16 protein-coding genes are annotated in these 17,731 nt (G+C 40.1%); 10 read left to right on the top strand and 6 right to left on the bottom strand.

Annotation, left to right across the window (positions count from 1 at the left end):
* Position 1 precedes the first annotated feature (1 nt).
* The 7 genes from kdpB to R2R71_RS14290 all read left to right on the top strand — a co-directional run bounded on the left by kdpB (position 2) and on the right by R2R71_RS14290 (position 8,523).
* A complete protein-coding gene (gene kdpB / locus R2R71_RS14320; protein ID WP_316831963.1) occupies positions 2-2,029 on the top strand; it encodes a potassium-transporting ATPase subunit KdpB in 2,028 nt (675 codons plus the stop codon).
* An 18-nt stretch (positions 2,030-2,047) separates the two neighbouring features.
* Entirely contained in the window at positions 2,048-2,608 is a 561-nt protein-coding gene (locus R2R71_RS14315; RefSeq protein ID WP_316831962.1) for a K(+)-transporting ATPase subunit C, read from the top strand.
* A gap of 7 nt (positions 2,609-2,615) precedes the next feature.
* Entirely contained in the window at positions 2,616-3,686 is a 1,071-nt protein-coding gene (locus R2R71_RS14310; protein WP_316831961.1) for a porin, read from the top strand.
* A 29-nt stretch (positions 3,687-3,715) separates the two neighbouring features.
* Positions 3,716-4,843, top strand: a complete 1,128-nt coding sequence (locus tag R2R71_RS14305) for a sensor protein KdpD (protein ID WP_316831960.1) — start codon at positions 3,716-3,718, stop codon at positions 4,841-4,843.
* 26 nt (positions 4,844-4,869) lie between these two features.
* Complete coding sequence (locus tag R2R71_RS14300; protein ID WP_316831959.1) at positions 4,870-6,624, top strand: ATP-binding protein; 1,755 nt, start codon at positions 4,870-4,872, stop codon at positions 6,622-6,624.
* A gap of 249 nt (positions 6,625-6,873) precedes the next feature.
* Positions 6,874-8,244 (top strand): phosphatase PAP2 family protein, encoded by a 1,371-nt coding sequence (locus tag R2R71_RS14295; RefSeq protein WP_316831958.1) that lies wholly within the window; start codon positions 6,874-6,876, stop codon positions 8,242-8,244.
* A 96-nt stretch (positions 8,245-8,340) separates the two neighbouring features.
* On the top strand, positions 8,341-8,523 hold the full coding sequence (locus R2R71_RS14290) for a hypothetical protein (protein WP_316831957.1): 183 nt from the start codon (positions 8,341-8,343) through the stop codon (positions 8,521-8,523).
* A gap of 308 nt (positions 8,524-8,831) precedes the next feature.
* On the opposite strand, the gene R2R71_RS14285 is transcribed toward R2R71_RS14290, so the two are convergent.
* A complete protein-coding gene (locus R2R71_RS14285; protein ID WP_316831956.1) occupies positions 8,832-9,794 on the bottom strand; it encodes a GlxA family transcriptional regulator in 963 nt (320 codons plus the stop codon).
* A gap of 168 nt (positions 9,795-9,962) precedes the next feature.
* Here R2R71_RS14285 and R2R71_RS14280 point away from each other — a divergent pair, with 168 nt between their 5' ends.
* The 3 genes from R2R71_RS14280 (at position 9,963) to R2R71_RS14270 (ending at position 12,008) form a co-directional block, all read left to right on the top strand.
* Positions 9,963-10,385: a VOC family protein gene (locus R2R71_RS14280; RefSeq protein ID WP_316831955.1), complete on the top strand. Its 423-nt coding sequence runs from the start codon at positions 9,963-9,965 to the stop codon at positions 10,383-10,385.
* Between the two features lie 165 nt (positions 10,386-10,550).
* Positions 10,551-10,982 carry a DUF2147 domain-containing protein gene (locus R2R71_RS14275; RefSeq protein WP_316831954.1) on the top strand — a complete coding sequence of 144 codons (432 nt, stop codon included), beginning with the start codon at positions 10,551-10,553 and terminating at the stop codon, positions 10,980-10,982.
* Positions 10,983-10,991: 9 nt separating this feature from the next.
* Positions 10,992-12,008, top strand: coding sequence for a WD40/YVTN/BNR-like repeat-containing protein (locus R2R71_RS14270; RefSeq protein ID WP_316831953.1), 1,017 nt, complete (start codon positions 10,992-10,994; stop codon positions 12,006-12,008).
* Between the two features lie 23 nt (positions 12,009-12,031).
* Here R2R71_RS14270 and R2R71_RS14265 read toward each other — a convergent pair whose 3' ends face one another.
* The 5 genes from R2R71_RS14265 to R2R71_RS14245 form a co-directional block, all read right to left on the bottom strand.
* Complete coding sequence (locus R2R71_RS14265) at positions 12,032-13,603, bottom strand: hypothetical protein (protein ID WP_316831952.1); 1,572 nt, start codon at positions 13,601-13,603, stop codon at positions 12,032-12,034.
* Positions 13,604-13,632: 29 nt separating this feature from the next.
* Positions 13,633-14,484 (bottom strand): dienelactone hydrolase family protein, encoded by an 852-nt coding sequence (locus tag R2R71_RS14260; protein WP_316831951.1) that lies wholly within the window; start codon positions 14,482-14,484, stop codon positions 13,633-13,635.
* A 78-nt stretch (positions 14,485-14,562) separates the two neighbouring features.
* Positions 14,563-15,567, bottom strand: a complete 1,005-nt coding sequence (locus tag R2R71_RS14255; protein ID WP_316831950.1) for a phosphotransferase enzyme family protein — start codon at positions 15,565-15,567, stop codon at positions 14,563-14,565.
* A 90-nt stretch (positions 15,568-15,657) separates the two neighbouring features.
* Positions 15,658-16,596 carry an AraC family transcriptional regulator gene (locus tag R2R71_RS14250; protein ID WP_316831949.1) on the bottom strand — a complete coding sequence of 313 codons (939 nt, stop codon included), beginning with the start codon at positions 16,594-16,596 and terminating at the stop codon, positions 15,658-15,660.
* Between the two features lie 24 nt (positions 16,597-16,620).
* Positions 16,621-17,718 carry an efflux RND transporter periplasmic adaptor subunit gene (locus R2R71_RS14245; RefSeq protein ID WP_316831948.1) on the bottom strand — a complete coding sequence of 366 codons (1,098 nt, stop codon included), beginning with the start codon at positions 17,716-17,718 and terminating at the stop codon, positions 16,621-16,623.
* Between the last annotated feature and the right edge of the window lie 13 nt (positions 17,719-17,731).

Raw genomic sequence — 17,731 nt, 5'->3', positions numbered from 1 at the left:
GATGATATCAAATAATAAATTGTTCGATGCTGCGCTTGTGCAGACCGCAATAAAGCAATCTTTTATAAAATTAGATCCCCGGGTAATGGTCCGTAATCCGGTCATGTTTACCGTTGAAATCGGAACCGCCATCATGGCCTATGTTACTGTTTATTCATTCAATAATAACGGCCAGGGTTCTGCTTTTTACAACTTTTTAATTTTCCTTATCCTGCTGTTAACGGTGCTCTTTGCAAATTTTGCTGAGGCGATTGCTGAAGCCAGGGGGAAAGCCCAGGCCGATAGTTTACGTAAAACAAGAGAAGAAACACCAGCAAAGGTGCTGCTGCCAAATGGTAGTATTGAAATCAGATCTTCAAATCAACTTCAAAAAGGAGATGTGTTTCTGTGTGAGCCTGGTGATACCATTCCAACCGATGGCGAAATTATAGCGGGTATTGCTACCATCGATGAATCAGCCATCACAGGTGAATCAGCTCCGGTAATCCGGGAATCCGGAGGCGATAAGTCATCCGTAACCGGGGGTACAAAAGTGCTATCTGATGAAATTAAAGTTCAGGTAAGCACTGCCCCTGGCGAGAGTTTTCTGGATAAAATGATTGCCCTTGTGGAAGGTGCTTCACGCCAGAAAACACCTAATGAGATTGCATTAACCATTTTACTGGCCAGTTTCACGCTGGTATTCATCATTGTGTGTGTAACACTTAAACCTTTTGCCGATTATGCCAATACCCCCATTACCATTGCAGCCTTGATTTCACTCTTTGTTTGTTTAATTCCAACAACTATAGGGGGCTTGTTATCAGCCATTGGTATTGCCGGAATGGATAGGGCTTTGCGGGCAAATGTGATTACCAAATCGGGTAAGGCAGTTGAGACGGCGGGTGATATTGATGTATTGCTTCTGGATAAAACCGGAACGATCACCATCGGGAACCGCAAAGCCACTAATTTCTATCCTACTTCGGGAGTTGACCCTAAAAACTTCAGCGATGCCTGTATTTTAAGCTCACTGGCAGACGAAACACCCGAAGGAAAGTCTATTCTTGAACTTGCCGCGGAACAAGGTTACCACTCATCCGGTACACCTGCAGGATCAACCTTTATCAAGTTTACTGCCGAAACACGTTCAAGTGGTTTAGATACCGCAAATGGCAGAAGGATCAGGAAAGGTGCTTTCGATGCGATCCGCAATATGGTTGAGCAGTCGGGGAACATTTTCCCTTCTGATATTGAAAATCATGTAAAAACGATTGCCATCAATGGCGGAACACCTCTGGTCGTTTGCGAAAATGAGCAGGCCTTAGGTGTAATCGAACTTCAGGATATCATTAAACCTGGTATCAGCGAGCGTTTTGAACGCCTGAGAAAGATGGGGGTGAAAACAGTCATGGTGACTGGCGATAATCCACTTACTGCTAAATACATTGCTGAAAAAGCCGGTGTTGATGATTTTATTGCCGAAGCGAAGCCTGAGGATAAAATGAATTACATCAAGGATGAACAGGCGCTGGGAAAACTGGTGGCCATGATGGGCGATGGAACAAATGACGCCCCTGCGCTTGCACAGGCAGATGTGGGCGTAGCCATGAACAGTGGAACACAGGCCGCAAAAGAGGCTGGTAATATGGTTGATCTGGATAACGACCCAACCAAACTGATTGAAATTGTGGAGATTGGTAAACAGCTCCTGATTACACGGGGCACATTAACCACTTTCTCTATCGCCAATGATGTGGCAAAGTATTTTGCCATTGTTCCGGCGCTGTTTATTGCCTCAATCCCTGCACTCCAAAGTTTAAACATTATGGGTTTGCATACACCAGAATCGGCCATTCTTTCGGCAGTGATTTTTAATGCCATCATCATTCCTATTCTGATTCCACTTGCTTTAAAAGGTGTGGCTTACAAACCTATCGGTGCAACGGCACTTTTACGCAGAAACCTTTTTATTTATGGGATAGGCGGGGTGGTAGCACCATTTATAGGCATTAAAATAATCGACTTATTAGTTGGCCTTTTTGTATAGGCTTTAAAGAAAAAAATCATGAAAAAATACATTATGCAATCGATCCGATTAACGGTAGTGTTGGTGGTTCTATTATGCGCTATTTATCCTTTAAGCGTGGCTTTTGTTGCCAGGTTTTCTAAAGGAGGCGGAGATGGGGAAAAGGTGATGAAAAATGGTAAAGTAGTGGGGTATGCCCTCCTTGGACAATCATTTACCAGACCTGAATATTTCTGGGGAAGACCATCAGCTAACGGATATAATGCTGCGGGTTCCGGGGGCTCAAATAAAGGCCCGTCAAACCCTGATTACCTTAAGGAGGTACAGTCGCGTATTGATACCTTATTGAAATACAATCCAGGACTTCAGAAATCCGACATCCCTGCAGACATGGTTACGGCATCCGGAAGTGGCCTTGATCCAAATATTTCCGAACAGGGGGCTGTTATTCAGGTCAGAAGGGTAGCGGAGGCACGAAAAATAAGCACACAAAAGGTGAAGGAACTGGTGGCCATGAATACACAGAAACCTTTGCTTGGATTATTCGGCCCTTCATCGGTAGATGTACTCAAATTAAACCTTGCTTTAGATAACCTTTAATCGACACATGAAAAGAATTTTAATATTATCCGCTTTAATCACCACAACCTTCCTTGCCAAAGCACAGGAAGCACCAAAAATAAAAGTTTCAGGCTACCTGGAAACTTATTATGGATACGATTTCAATAAACCAGCAGACCATAACCGTCCGGGATTTATCTATTCGCACAATCGGGCGAACGAGGTAAACCTGAATCTGGGTTTTATCAAAGCAGCTTACGATAGCGGAAATGTCCGTGCAAACCTGGCGGTAATGGCTGGCACTTATGCCAATGCAAATTTATCAGCAGAACCAGGTGTGCTTAAGAACATTTTTGAAGCCAATGCAGGCGTAAAATTGTCTAAAACAGCGAACTTATGGCTGGACGCCGGGATCTTTTCTTCGCATATTGGTTTTGAAAGTGCTATTTCCAAAGATTGCTGGGTACTCACCAGGAATATCTCCTCAGAGAATACACCTTATTATGAGTCGGGTGCAAAGTTAACTTATGCTACAACGGATGGAAAATTTACCGCAACGGCATTGTACCTGAATGGCTGGCAAAGAATTACACGGTTAAACGGGAATAACAAACCCGCCGGTGGGCTACAATTCACGTGGAAACCTTCAGCTAAAATAACGGTTAATTACAGCAACTATCTGGGCGCTGAAGGCGCAGATTCTGTTCGCGTAAACAGGTTCTATCATAATCTGTATGGAATTTTCCAGCTCACTGATCAGCTTGGTTTAACACTTGGTTTTGATTATGGAACACAGCAAAAGCAAAAAGGAAGCAGTGGGCATAATGAGATCATATCTCCTGTGGCCATTGTTCAGTATAAGTTTGCACCTAAGTGGGCTGTAGCCGGAAGATTTGAATATTATGAGGATAAAAACGGTATGCTCATTAGCACCGGAACACCTGATGGTTTTAAAACAAAGGGCTACTCGCTTAATCTCGACTATTCGCCCATTAGTAATGCCGTCATCCGTGTGGAAGGTAAGGCTTACGATAGTGAGAATAAAATATTTGTTCGTGATGCCAGCGCTGTTAACACCAATGCCAGTATCACGGCAAGTATTGCTGTTTCGTTTTAATAAGCGGATGCAGCTTAATACAGGATATTATGGATGAACAGCAAAATGATTCAGTAAAAAACTTCCTCAACCTGGTGAAAAAGTCCAGGCGGGGGAAGTTGAAAATCTACATCGGCATGAGTGCAGGTGTGGGTAAAACCTATCGTATGCTGCAGGAAGCTCATGCCTTGCTTAAGGGAGGTGTAGATATTTGTATAGGTTATGTAGAAACGCATAACCGTGCTGAAACCCATGCGCTGTTAGGTGGGATTCCCATCGTTCTCCGTCGGAAGCTATTTTACCGTGGAAAAGAGGTGGAAGAAATGGATCTAAAAGCCATTATCAACCGCCATCCTGAGGTTGTAATTGTTGATGAACTGGCCCATACCAATGTTGAGGGTAGTAAAAACATCAAAAGGTGGCAGGATGTATTTGATTTGCTGGAATCCGGAATAAGCGTCATTTCAGCCGTAAATATTCAACACCTGGAAAGTATTAATGAAGAGGTTGAGCAAATAACCGGTATTTCAATTAGTGAACGTATTCCTGATAAAATGCTGGAAATGGCGGATGAGATCGTAAACATCGACTTAACAGCTGATGAACTGGTAACAAGGCTTAAACAGGGAAAGATTTACGAGCAAAGTAAAGTTGAACGTGCACTTGGAAACTTCTTCCAAACAGATAAAATCCTGCAGCTGCGGGAGCTGGCTTTGAAAGAGGTAGTACATCAGGTTGAACGTAAAATACAGTCGGAAGTTCCCCGGTCAGTTAAATTGCGGCCAGAAAGGTTTCTGGCCTGTATTTCATCCAATGCCGGAACCGCTGGCGTGGTGATTCGTAAAACAGCAAGACTGGCTTCCTATTACCGTTCGCCCTGGATTGTGCTGTATGTACAAAGTGATCAGGAGAGCTCCGAACGCATCAAACTGGATAAGCAACGCCATTTAATCAATCATTTTAAACTGGCTACCGCACTTGGTGCAGAAGTAATTAAAATAAAAAATAATCAGGTTACACAAGCGATTATGGATCTGGCCGCAGAAAAAGAAGTAACCACCATTTGTATCGGTAAACCACATTTAAATATTTTTCAGGTGATTCTCCGTACTGCCGTATTTAATGGGTTATTAAAAAACCTGGCAAAGAAAGATATCGATTTGGTTATCCTTTCCTAAATTTAGCAAATCATAAAACAGCCAATATGAAAATTAAAACCAAACTCCGCCTTGGCTTCGGCTTTCTGTTTTTCATCGTTCTTTCTTTCGGCTTAATTGCGCTTTTCTTTTTAAACGAGCTTTCCGATAAATCTAAAATCATCCTTAAGGATAATTACGAAAGCTTAAAATATGTTGCTGAAATGCGGAGCATGCTGGATAAGAATACGCTTCCGTTCTCAAAAAGCACAAAAGATAAATTTGAGTCTGCGCTTAGTAGTGAAGAAAGGAATATTACGGAGCCTGGCGAAAAGGCAGCCGTAGCGGATCTGAAATCGGGCTACCAGAAACTCATACAGGCGCAAACCAATACAGCAGTGAGCGGTCAGCTCCTTCAACTTCGTACCTCACTTCAAAAGGTTGAAGAGGTAAATATGAAGGCCATAGTCAATAAAAATGAAAAGGCCAACGCTGTGGCAAACCGGGCCAACATTTACATTGCCATTTCCGCAACGGTTTGCTTTCTGGTATTATTTACTTTTATCATCAACTTTCCTGGTTTTGTTGCTAATCCACTAGCTGAGTTTAGTGCTGCCATCCGTGAAATTGCCAATAAAAATTACAAGCAACGCTTACATTTTGATAATAACGATGAATTCACAGCACTTGCTGGTGCATTTAATACAATGGCTTCACGACTTAACGAATGGGAAAACAGTAACCTCTCTAAATTAAAAAGTGAAAAACTGCGTATTGAAACAATCATTGAGCAGATGCAAGACGCCATTATCGGATTAAATGAAAAGGGAGAAGTACTGTTTCTGAATGAGCAGGCCTCGAAACTGATTAATCTTGACGCGGAAAAAACGGTAGGAGAAAATGTTGCCGTACTGCAGCAGAAAAATGAGCTGTTGAAAAGAATTGTGAACGTGGAACAGGATCATCAACCTTTAAAAATTTATACTGACGAGCGTGAATCCTATTTTCAGCTGGAAAACCGGGAGATTATTATCCCGAACCTGGAAGCCAGCCAGGAGGATACATTGGTTGAGTCTACACGATCTGCCGGGAGTGTGTATGTTCTAAAAAATATTACGCAGTTTAAAGAACTCGATGAAGCCAAAACCAACTTTATCGCCACGGTTTCCCATGAGCTAAAAACGCCCTTATCGTCGATAAAGATGAGCCTTAAGCTGCTTAGAGATGAACGTGTAGGTGATATGAATCCGGAACAGAAACAACTCATAGAACATATCGGAGAAGATTCGGAAAGACTGTTGAAAATTACAAGTGAATTGCTGGATTTATCGCAGGCTGAAACCGGAAACTTAAAACTCAGTTTCGCCGTAACCAAGCCTGTAGATATTGTTAATTACGCCGTAGATGCAGTGAGGTTTCAGGCGCAACAGAAAAATATAAGACTAGAAATTATTTGTGACAACAATTTGCCTGAGGTGATGGCTGATATACAGAAGACGGCCTGGGTGCTGGTTAATTTCCTGTCGAATGCTTTACGTTATAGTGCTGAAAAATCAGTCATTATTGTTGAGGTCTTGTCCCTCGACGGTGACATTAGATTTTCTGTGAAAGACTTTGGAAAGGGAATAGATGAACGTTACCAGAAAAGACTTTTCGACCGTTATTTCCAGGTGCCCACCGATGGACAAAATAAATCGGGTTATGGTTTAGGATTGGCAATTTCGAAGGATTTCATCGAAGCTGAAAAAGGAAAGATCTGGATGGAAAGCTCGATAGGTGAAGGCAGCACATTCTACTTTATATTACCACAAACAGAAGCATAAATAAGTTAACAGGATAGAAGTACGATCGTTAGTAAAAAAAGAACGCTTAGCTTTTTCATAATAGGTGTTTTCAATAAAACGTGAGTAATTGTAAAATGCTGCATCTCGGCATTGGTTAACTGCTATTTAATCTTAAAAATTAGTCCATCACTTGAAATGACCAAATAATTTACTTTCTTTAGGATTCAAACCAGATAACGATCCTTAACCAACAAAGATGCTGCGGCTGAAAGCTGCATTTTTTTAACAATGAGAAAGAATTTACTGCTGACATTTACCTGCTTTATTTTTCCGCTAATTTGTGTATGTCAGCAAATCCCATCAGATAGCACTGTCTTCTCCGAAAATAATGGTGGTCATCCTAATAGTTTCCTTAAAGCATCAATTGCTCCAGCCGTCTTATTTTCTGCCAGCGCATTAAGCTGGGGTAAAAGAGAGGAAATCCGTAAGTTGAGGAACCGCTACCTGCCCGATTTCAGAAACCATTTTGACGATTATTTACAGTATGTGCCTGCCATAAGTGTATGTGGTTTAAATGCAGCAGGTGTAAAAGGCAGGCATTCCATTCAGCGTACAACGGTTTCCTATTTGTTTTCTGCAGCTACAATGGCTATTGTTGTAAATACCTTAAAACATTCAGCTGGCGTAGAGCGACCTGACGGGAGTGCTTTTAACTCATTTCCTTCAGGCCATACCGCAAATTCTTTCATGAATGCGGCCTTCCTGAATAAAGAATACGGGCAAGCACACCCTTTGCTTGGAATCGGTGCCTATACTATGGCCGGAGCAACTGCCGTTGGCCGCCAAATGAACAATCGGCATTGGGTGTCGGATGTACTTGCAGGTGCAGGAATAGGTTTACTGGCAACAGAAGCTGGTTATTTAATAGCAGATAAGATTTACAAGGATAAAGGAATCAAGGAGTCTTTCGCAACGACCTATATGCCCCGAAGTGGTAAACCTAGCTTTATCGGAATTAACATTGGTGTAGCGAGGGCAGTAACTCAAGATTTGAATAACCCAAACGGAACAATCAATGCAGAGCATGGTTTCGGGATGGAGCTGAGTGGTGCCTGGTTTTTTAAGAAAAACTTTGGCCTTGGCGGAAAGTTTGCCTTTTCCAGCTTTCCTATAAGAAATGATAACTATCGTTATTCTGATCCTGATATACCTAAAATTTCAGAAGATATTTATACCCAGCCAACTGGAGTGAGGTACCTTCACTTTGGACCATATTTTTCATTTCCCTTGAAAAAAGGTTTTTTTCTGAACGCCAATTTCCTGGTTGGAAAGTCGATCGGTGCAGATGGAAACATTATACTTGCACTTAAAGAAGAATATCAACCCATTTTTCAGGCTGTAGAATTACCTTATTTTAAATATAAGCCTAATCCGGCTACGAGCTGGTCGACTAGTTTTGCAGTGCAAAAATTACTGAGTAGAAACCTGGCGCTAAAAGCATATGTTAATTACTTCGATTCTAAGCATCTTTTCAAGGTTGATTACCTGAGCAGCATCGACCCGAATGGAAAATATATTTACAGCTTTAAAAATGAGGTATCGATCAGATATAACCATATTGTATACGGCATCGGTATTGCAGCACTTTTATGGAAGTAGGCCTTAACAATTCATTTATTAATTAAAGCCAGAATCAGAAAATTTAAAACATATCATCCGTTTTAACGTTATCAATACAGGTAAGGTAAAACGGTTATGATTAATATTTCAAAAAATACACATGCTGTAGTGCTCGATAATGTAAAGAAAGGCGACTTTGTTCGTTGCGAGAGTGGTAAAATGGGAGAAGTTGTAGCTGTACAGGTATTGGCACACAATACCCAAAAGGAATATTTCTATAAAATAAAAGATGAGGGTGTAATTTTGATCATCAAATAACCAAACATCCCAGTAAACCTTAGTTAGGTTAATTCAAGAAAATACCGGTTAAAACCCTAAGATAATTCTAAAATTTCTCATAATCATTTGGCATAGGCTCAGCCGAGTAGTAGCTGTAAACCGTTGCGCAAAGTGAAATGAAATAGAAAGAACCAACAATTACAATTAGTGTGCTCATATAATTAATTATTTGGTTAAAATACTATAACGTTAAGTTAATCAGAAATATTTTATTATTCAGAATTATTTTTAATTGTATTATAATGATTACAAATAATGAGCGTTTGTGTTAAAAAATGTTAACCCGGTTACCGGGCCTGAAATTTATCGCGATATTGAGATGGCGTCATACCTACGGTTTTCCTGAATACTTTTCTAAAAGCTTTGGGATCGTTATAGCCCGAATTATAAATTACCTCAGTCATTTGTTGAGCCGTTTGCTCCAGAAGCTTTTTTGCCGCTTCAATCCTGGTTTGTTGCAAATACTCTATAGGTGTTATCCCGATAACCTGTTTAAAACGCCTTACAATGTTTCTTCTGCTTGATGGAATGTCTTTAATCATCTCTTCTATGGTTGCAACATCCTGGTAACTGCTTTCAATTTTTTCTTGCGCAGAAGCTACAATTTCATCGTTATGGTGCCTTGAAGGCTGAAAAGAGCTAAAGTATGATTGGTTATGCCTGTCCATATCTATCGCAAATATTTTAGCCGTTTTAATGGCCATGTCTTTTCCGCAGTGTATTTGCAAAAGGTATAACAACAGGTGAAATGTAGAAGTTGCACCCCCACTGGTGAAAAGTTTTCCATCCTGTGTAACGGTTTTATCAGCCTTTAGCTGAACCGAAGGAAATGCCGCCGCAAAAGCAGGACAGGCATCAACATGTGTAGTGGCCGCTTTGCCGTCAAGCAAACCTGTAGCACCAAGTAAAAACACACCCGTGCAGAAAGTTGCTATTTCAGCACCTGAATGATATTGTTTAATTAACCAGGGAATAAAGGCATGATTTACAGTAATGGTCGCCTTCATGTCATCTGTAGTAAAAGAAGGGATTAAAATTAATTGATAATTGCCTTCATCTGCCAGCCTTGCCGTTTTGTAAGTTTTAAAAAAGCCATCAACATTATCGTGTAGCGTCAGGAGAGAAAGGTCAAATGCCGCTTCTGAATTCTTGGCACTGTGAAACTTATTTGCCGTTTCGAAAACTTCTAATATTGCTGCTACACTTAGTAATTTATATTGTTCAGGTATTAATAAGGCAATTTTAATCATTGGTTAGCTGTTGTTATATCGTAAATATAAAAATAATTGTCTTAAGCACACCCTAATGTTGACTTTTCCAGCAATGCAGGTTTCAGGTTTTTTATCGTAATTTTATTAACAAAGAATACTAAAAACAAATAGATATATACATGCCCGGCAGGGACTTAACTAAACAAGATGGCTACTATAAACACTTACTTAAATTTTAACGGCAATACAGAAGAGGCCTTTAATTTCTACAAATCGGTATTTGGCGGAGAATTTCTAACTGTTCAGCGATTTAAAGATTCGCCAGGTTGCGAGGGGATGAAGAAAGAAGATCAGGATAAGCTGATGCATATTGCACTCCCTGTTGGCGGCAATGTTTTAATGGGAACAGATGTTACGGAGCCAATGCCTAAGGCAACTTTCGGAAACGGTATTTCCATTTCGGTAGATGCATCGAGCGAAGCGGAAGCACACCAGATATTTGATGGACTATCAGCAGGCGGCAAAGCAACAATGCCTTTGGATAAGATGTTCTGGGGCGCTTTATTCGGTATGCTTACTGATAAATTCGGTATTCAGTGGATGGTTAATTACGATTATAACCAGAAATAGTCTTATTATTTTAAATCATTCCTTTTACGCATACCCTCAGAAATACCTCTAATCGTTTCCCGATAGTTTTAAGAAAATTAAAACTTTCAGCCGCTTTTTCTCTTTATTATGTTTGCATAAGAAATACAAATCACTATCTTTAAAAACACTAAATAGAAATCGGTTATGAGAAAGTTCCAGTTTTTAGTGCTGCTACTCGCGGCAATAAGTTTTAATGCAATTGCTCAGAATAAAGATGCAATTGTAGGGAAATGGTTAAATCCTTCTGGCGAAGGACAGATAGAGATTTATAAAAAAGGCGATAAGTACTATGGAAAACTTGCCTGGCTAAAGGAACCTAATTTAAATGGTAAACCTAAAGTAGATGCTAAAAACCCAGCAGAAAGTTTAAAAACCCGGCCATTACTGAACTTGGAAATTTTAAAGGATTTTGTTTACGATGATGGCAAATGGACTGACGGAACCATTTACGACCCAAAAAGCGGAAAAACCTACAGTTGTAATATATCGTTAAAAAGTGCAGATGTGATGAATGTAAGGGGATATATTGGTATTTCACTTCTTGGCCGATCAGAAACTTTTAGAAGAGTTAAGTAAAACTTGAAAATGAAAAAATTATTATGGTGCCTGATGATGGCACCTTTTTTTTGCACTGCTCAGAATTATACATTAAAGCCTTTAAATGAGAATACCAAAACGAGTTTAAGGGGATTAAGTGTTGTTAATGATAAAATAACCTGGGTTAGCGGGAGTAATGGCGCTGTAGGAAAGACAACCGATGGTGGCAGAACCTGGCAATGGACAAAGCCTAAGGGTTACGAAAAACTAGATTTCAGGGACATAGAGGCATTTAATGAAAAGGAAGCCGTTATTGTAAATGCGGGTTCGCCAGCCTATATTCTTAAAACTACGGATGGGGGAGAAAGCTGGATCGAAACTTATAAAAATGCCGACACTGCAATATTTTTAGATGGACTAGGTTTTTGGGATAAAAACAAAGCCATCATCTTTGGTGATCCCATTGATAATAGAATGAAATTGCTTAAAACAACCGATGCCGGAAAAAGCTGGACAGATGTTTCATCAAACTTAAGCATTTCCTTAGCCAAGGGCGAAGCTGGTTTTGCTGCTAGTGGTACTACTATAAAAACATTGTCGGGTGGTAAAACCTGGGTCGCCAGTGGCGGAACAGTATCTAATATCTATTATTCTGCTGATTACGGAACAAGCTGGCAGGTGTTTAAATGCCCGATCTGGCAGGGAGAGAACAGTACCGGTCCTTTCTCCATGGATTTTTACGATGCAAAAAATGGTATTGTTGTAGGTGGCAATTATGTGAAAGACAAGGAAAATACAAATAATGTTCTGCTTACCAATGATGGGGGTAAGAACTGGCATAAGCCCGAAACTCCTGTTTCTGGCTACCGCTCAGGTGTTACTTATATTGATAAAAATACCTTAATTGCTACAGGCACTTCAGGTACCGATATTTCTGTTGATAGCGGAAAAAACTGGATGCACATTTCCGATATCAGTTTTAATGCTGTACAAAAGGCAAAAAAAGGCCGTGTGGTATTACTTGCAGGCAACAAGGGTTTCATCTATCAGCTCGAGCTTAAATAAGCCCGGGCTGAATCAATTAAGATTTATATCTTTTCTACAAATACAGGTGTTTCAGTTACAGTGATTTGTAGTTTTCCGTTTTTAGTGTTAACGGTTTTATGCAACATTTTATCTTTTCCAACCTGTAAACTATGTATTACGGCTTGTTTTGCAGTACCTAAATTGAGCCAGTAACTCACTTTTCTGTTCTTTTGGTCCGGAACCGTTAATACATAAATCTCCTTTTTGTCAAGTTTGTATAAATCAACCAAAGGATCATTACTCAGTGTGCGGTAATAAGTATAATTTCCTAAAAGTTTTTTTGCTTGCAGTATATAATCAGCCGATGGTCTTTTCTTAAAATCATCATGAAATCCTGAACTGCTATACTGTACAGGATTATTAATACCACCTGCATCGTCAAGCATGTAAAACATACATCTTGTTATACCATGGCGGGCATATAAAAGCGCTGTTCTTAAATTCCAGTCCGCTTGTGTGATAAATGAAGACTTTGTTCCAATCGCAATTGCCCCTTGTGGGGTTTTTCCAGCATCATAACCCGTTTCCGTAACCCAAATAGGTATATTTATTGCTTGCTCATCTCGCATTTTAATAAATTTATCAGCGATAGTACCAATTTCAGAAAGTTCTGGAGCAACACCAACTGAAGCTTTTCCACCATTTAAAAATGCATCATTAGCATAAAGATGATAGTTGATTACGTCAAAACATAAGTTTACGGTTCCATCAGGTTTGAGCCCTCTGTTCTCTTTACACCAGATAATCATTTTTTTTACATACTCCGGATCAGCAGTACCAAGTCCTCCCATAACAACGGTCATATTAGGATCAGCATTTTTTACACCAACATTTTTTCCTAAAGTACCTTTATGACCATCATAAAAAGCTGACAAATTTGATGCGTACTCCTCAGCAGTTTGTTGAGCCTTTTTACCAGCCCACCATTTATCCGGTTCATTATTACATTCTATATATTTTATAAGATTTAGACCTGTTTTTACAACATTTAAACTATCTCCATTCCATCTGGGGCTTTTATTAACAGAAACCAATGTGGTGTCGATTTTTTTGTTATTGCCATAGCGGGCAGCAAATTGAAAAGCCATTTTTGCCTGCGCAATATAGGAAGATGGTTTACTTTTATCAGTATCAAATATTACTGGTGTGTTATCAGCACCCTGTTGGTCTTTCGGATAGGTTTTTATCAACCATTGTGGCACATTTTTAATACATGCAAGTACATCAATCCCATCTCTTTTTAGTCTTGTGTAAATCAGGTCATAATTAGCTCCACCGGAATGGGTAGGATTGAAGCTGTATTGACCTTGTTCAGATTCCATTCGTTCCCAATCAAGATAATGTCTGATTGCACCAAATGACTTAATAACAGCTATCTTTTTTTCACTTATTAAGTTCGAATTATTATCCTCAACTAAATCCCATTCAAAGGCATTAACACCAAGATAATTTTTAAATTGGGAGTTAGATGATTTATTGGGAACTTTAGTGATATCTACCTCGTCAGCTTTATAATTTTTCGTGCATGCACATAACACCAAAAGGGTTACAAAAGAAAGGAATGTCTTTTTCATTACAGAGCGTTTCTGTTTAAATAAATGTATTAACCCAACTTATTTTTAAAAAGTTCAATGCTTCTTTGCCAGGCCAGCTTTGCTGCTGCTTCGTTATACCTCGTTGGTGAGGTATTGTTATTAAAAGCGTGGTTTACACCATCATATATGAATATCTTATAATCTATGTTTGCAGCCTTTAAAGCTGTTTCGTAAGCAGGAATGCCGGCGTTTATACGCTGATCCAAACCGCCATAATGCATCATCACACTTGCCTTTATTTTAGGTACATCGGCTGCTGCGGGTTGTGCGCCGTAATAGGCAACAGAAGCTTGTAATTTTGGGTCGTTTACGGCCAGTTTGTTCGCCATGCCGCCACCCCAGCAAAAACCTATACAGCCCACTTTCCCATTTCCTCCCTTAACTTTGCGTAGGTATTCAAGGCCTTTAAGGTAGTTTTGCAGGTTCTTTTCAGGATCAAGTTTACCTATTAATTCCCTTCCTTTATCCTCATCTGCCGGTGTTCCGCCGAAAGGCGATAAGGCATCAACACCCAATGCAATGAAGCCTTCTGCGGCAACGCGTTTGGTTACATCAATGATATGCGGGTTTAAACCCCGGTTCTCGTGTATCACCAATACGGCACCTAAATTCTTTTTAGCCTTAGGCCCGGCCAGTACGGCTTTTATATCACCATCAACACCCGGATAGGTTATTTCTTCTGAAGTAATGTCATCGCTGACAAATGCCGCTGCCGACACATAATTGTTCTCCAGTAATGGTAAAACGGTTAAGGCCAGTGCCGTACTTCCGGTTAAAATGGCCAGCTTCTTCATAAAGTCTTTTCTGCTTAACTGGCTATGCGTGTATTTGTCGTAAAGGTTAATGATTTTCTGATCCATGGGAGTAATTTTCGGGTGTAAGCTAAGGTAACATTCTCATTTTGAAATTAAAACACTGGTTTGGTAACGTTAATGATGTTAAAACAACTGGTACATCTCTACCCATTTTTTGATTAGGCCTACCCGGTGTTTTACATACCTGGGCGTTAAAAACGTATTCGACCAGTCATCATAATTATCGTAAAAAAACCTGAGGAAGAAAACATGAAAAGTAATGCCCAGGTAGGGTATGGCCTTTATTTCATCAGCAGTTAGCTTTCTGATATCCTGATAAGCCTTTAAGAAGGTGTTGAAATCTTTAGCCGCCTGTTCAACCGTTAAAAGGTTATTTAAAACATGAAAAAAGAAATGGTTAAGGAAAGACATTAAATCGTTGATCAGGTAACCTTCGCCAGCAAAATCAAAGTCGAAGAAGGTAATGTTTCCTGACTCGTCGAAGTGGAAGTTTTTAGGGAAAAAATCATAGTGGCAATAGCCGTAACTAAATGCAGCCGTTTCGAAAGATTTAAATTTTTCAACTAAAGCAGCCGAAATTTCTTCAAGGTACCGGTATTCCTCAGGCATTTCTGTAAAGTGCAGTTTTAAGGTTTTTAAAGGCTCAAAAAGCGTCGTATCAAAGTTAAAAACATGTCTTTGCTGCTTAAGCTTAATTGAGGCTGTAGTGTTGTGTAATTTCGCAATATCCCGTCCGATTTGAACCAGGTGGGCTTCTTCCAGGTCGTGGATTACTTTACCCTCAGCATACGAAAATAAAACACCATTTCTGATGCCTTCTATCGCATTAAACTGCTGTATTTGTTTGCCTGAAACAGCTTTTATCGGATAGGAAACCGGATGGCCATTTTCTTTTAAAATATTCAGCAGTTCTACTTCAGCTTCAATTTCATGGCGTTTCCGGTGTGCATCACGGTAGATTTTGAAAATGTATTTCTCCTTTCCCTTTTCAAGCAGGTAAGTATCGCTAACATTTCTGATCAGCAGGCGGCACTCAAAACCGCTTAAGTCATAAGCACGAGATAAGTGTTCGTTCAATGCTCGGGAAGAAAGGGTAGAGTATTGTGCCGGGAAAGGAGCTTGCGTCATCTGATTTAAATTTGGTCGTCAAAAATAAGATTTTAATAACCAAATGCATGGTTTCAAATCAGCCATTAAAACCTTTAAAAACCAGGGAGTTTAGTTCCTGAAAGCCTTTGGTGTACAGCCCATCTGGCGTTTAAAGAAAATATTAAAGTTTGCGGGGTATTCAAAGCCCAGGCAATAAGCAATCTGGCCAATGTTCCATTCGGTATGTTTCAATAATGCCAGCGCCTCTGATGTAATGCGTTTGGCAATATGCTCAGAAGTTGTCCGCCCGGTAACTTCCTTAACGGCGTGGTTTAAGTGGTTTACATGAACCAGAAGCCTGCAGGCGAAATCATGTGCAGTTTTCAGCTCCAGAACATGTTCGGTAGAACCAATCGGAAACTGACGTTCCAGCAGTTCGGTAAACTGGGCGGTTAAACGGGCCGAGGCATTGTTAAGCTTAAATATATTTTCCTTAGGCAGTACTTTTAATGCTTCATGCGCAATCAGCTGTACATAGTTTCTCAATAAATCATACTTATGGATGTAATCGCTTTCCATTTCAGTAATCATTTTGCAGAAAATATCTTTTATTGCAACTTCTTTTTCTTCGTCGATATGGATTACCGGGTTGTCATTTATCCTTAGCAGAAAAGATTCCCGCAGGTTTTCGTTACGGTGGTGGATGAAGTTGTCGGTAAACAGGCAGAAATAACCGTTGGGCTTTGCTGAAGTGCTTTCCCACGAATAGGGTACATTTGGATTGGTAAAAAGCAAAGCCCTGCCTTTAATTTCGATCTGCTTATCTGAATAATGCAGGATGCCATTGCCGATAATTAAAGAAATCTTATAAAAATCACGTCTGCTAAAAACTGATGGTGTATTGGTACAAACGATGGCACGATTGAAAACATTGAAATGCCCGATTTCATTAATGGAACCTAAATTCGGTGTAGGAATTTCAGGACGTGTAATTTTAAGCCTGTTATAAAAATCCTCAAGCGTTTCGTGCGTGGTAAGGGTATTAAAACTTTCCGTTCTGGCGAGCATATCCATTAATTGCTTAAGGTAAAGTTAAGGTTTAATCGTCATTCCCTCATGCATTTCTTCCGTAGGTTCTGCAACTAATTTGTCACCTTCGTTCAGGTTGCCGAAAATTTCTACTTTATCATCGGTTTCACGGCCTTTTTTTACTGCAATCTTTACCGCTTTGTTATTTTCTACCTTTAACACGTAAAACCCTTCACTGGTGTCCAGCAGTGCCTTTTTATCAATAACAAAGGTGCTTGCACTGGCGGGTAACGGTATGTTTATCTCGGCAACCATACCCGGTAAAAGTACTTTAGTGCTGTTCGGTACATCCATTTCCACACGTTCTGAGCGAAGCCTTAAATCCAAAGCACCAGATAAGCGTTTTACTTTAGCTTTAAAGGTTTGGCTCGGTAATGATTTTACGGTAAAGCTCACTTCATCGCCTTGTTTTAAATAACCGGTATACACCTCCGGAATGGAAACCGCTAAACGCAGGTTTTTCTGATCCTGAAGGGTAAATAAAGGTAATTCTGAGCCCTTTCCCGATGGACCTACATAAGCGCCTAAATTCACATTTCTTGCTGAAATAATACCGCTGAATGGCGCCCTGATTTCCAGGTAATTCTGGATCGAACCAACTTCTTTAAACGATGCCTTAGCGGCTTCAAACTGTGCAAGATCCGAATTGCGCTTCGCTACTGCCTGATCCAGGTCGTTTTTAGAAATGGTTCCTGGTGTTTTGCTGGTTTCGTATAGGCGGTCGTAATTGGCTTTACTGGCCATATAAATCGCTTCCTGCGATTTTAACCTCGATTGTGCTGCCGCTACCTGCGATCCCATTTCTGGTGCTTCTAAGGTCATTAAAAGTTGCCCTTTAGTAACTTCTGAGCCGATATCAGCTTTCAGCGTTTTTACAAAGCTGCTCACCTTAGCATATAAATCTACCTGTTGCAAAGCGATCAGTTCGCCTGGTAAAGTCAAAGCTGTAGAAAGTTTATCCTTCTTTAAGTCGAAAGTGGGTATGGCTACTTCCTTCTCTTTTTTTACTTCCTTTTTTTCGGCATTGCTACAGCCGCTGGCTACGGTTAAAAAGATTAAACCCGAACCTAAAATTGTTTTTGAGAATATATTCGTTTTCATTTATGCTGTTGCT

It is taken from the genome of Pedobacter aquatilis, assembly GCF_032678405.1.
In the GTDB taxonomy this organism is placed as follows: domain Bacteria; phylum Bacteroidota; class Bacteroidia; order Sphingobacteriales; family Sphingobacteriaceae; genus Pedobacter; species Pedobacter aquatilis_A.
Note: the sequence above shows the minus strand (reverse complement) of the source record. Positions and strands in the feature narration are given on the sequence as shown.

What these genes read in the sequence shown, in the direction of transcription:
- R2R71_RS14260 (WP_316831951.1), bottom strand. Translation starts at nt 14,484, where the DNA reads ATGGATCAGAAAATCATTAACCTTTACGACAAATACACGCATAGCCAG.
- R2R71_RS14265 (WP_316831952.1), bottom strand. Translation starts at nt 13,603, where the DNA reads ATGAAAAAGACATTCCTTTCTTTTGTAACCCTTTTGGTGTTATGTGCA.
- R2R71_RS14270 (WP_316831953.1), top strand. Translation starts at nt 10,992, where the DNA reads ATGAAAAAATTATTATGGTGCCTGATGATGGCACCTTTTTTTTGCACT.
- R2R71_RS14295 (WP_316831958.1), top strand. Translation starts at nt 6,874, where the DNA reads ATGAGAAAGAATTTACTGCTGACATTTACCTGCTTTATTTTTCCGCTA.
- R2R71_RS14305 (WP_316831960.1), top strand. Translation starts at nt 3,716, where the DNA reads ATGGATGAACAGCAAAATGATTCAGTAAAAAACTTCCTCAACCTGGTG.
- R2R71_RS14280 (WP_316831955.1), top strand. Translation starts at nt 9,963, where the DNA reads ATGGCTACTATAAACACTTACTTAAATTTTAACGGCAATACAGAAGAG.
- R2R71_RS14310 (WP_316831961.1), top strand. Translation starts at nt 2,616, where the DNA reads ATGAAAAGAATTTTAATATTATCCGCTTTAATCACCACAACCTTCCTT.
- R2R71_RS14275 (WP_316831954.1), top strand. Translation starts at nt 10,551, where the DNA reads ATGAGAAAGTTCCAGTTTTTAGTGCTGCTACTCGCGGCAATAAGTTTT.
- R2R71_RS14255 (WP_316831950.1), bottom strand. Translation starts at nt 15,567, where the DNA reads ATGACGCAAGCTCCTTTCCCGGCACAATACTCTACCCTTTCTTCCCGA.
- R2R71_RS14315 (WP_316831962.1), top strand. Translation starts at nt 2,048, where the DNA reads ATGAAAAAATACATTATGCAATCGATCCGATTAACGGTAGTGTTGGTG.
- R2R71_RS14285 (WP_316831956.1), bottom strand. Translation starts at nt 9,794, where the DNA reads ATGATTAAAATTGCCTTATTAATACCTGAACAATATAAATTACTAAGT.
- R2R71_RS14250 (WP_316831949.1), bottom strand. Translation starts at nt 16,596, where the DNA reads ATGCTCGCCAGAACGGAAAGTTTTAATACCCTTACCACGCACGAAACG.
- R2R71_RS14300 (WP_316831959.1), top strand. Translation starts at nt 4,870, where the DNA reads ATGAAAATTAAAACCAAACTCCGCCTTGGCTTCGGCTTTCTGTTTTTC.
- kdpB (WP_316831963.1), top strand. Translation starts at nt 2, where the DNA reads ATGATATCAAATAATAAATTGTTCGATGCTGCGCTTGTGCAGACCGCA.
- R2R71_RS14245 (WP_316831948.1), bottom strand. Translation starts at nt 17,718, where the DNA reads ATGAAAACGAATATATTCTCAAAAACAATTTTAGGTTCGGGTTTAATC.
- R2R71_RS14290 (WP_316831957.1), top strand. Translation starts at nt 8,341, where the DNA reads ATGATTAATATTTCAAAAAATACACATGCTGTAGTGCTCGATAATGTA.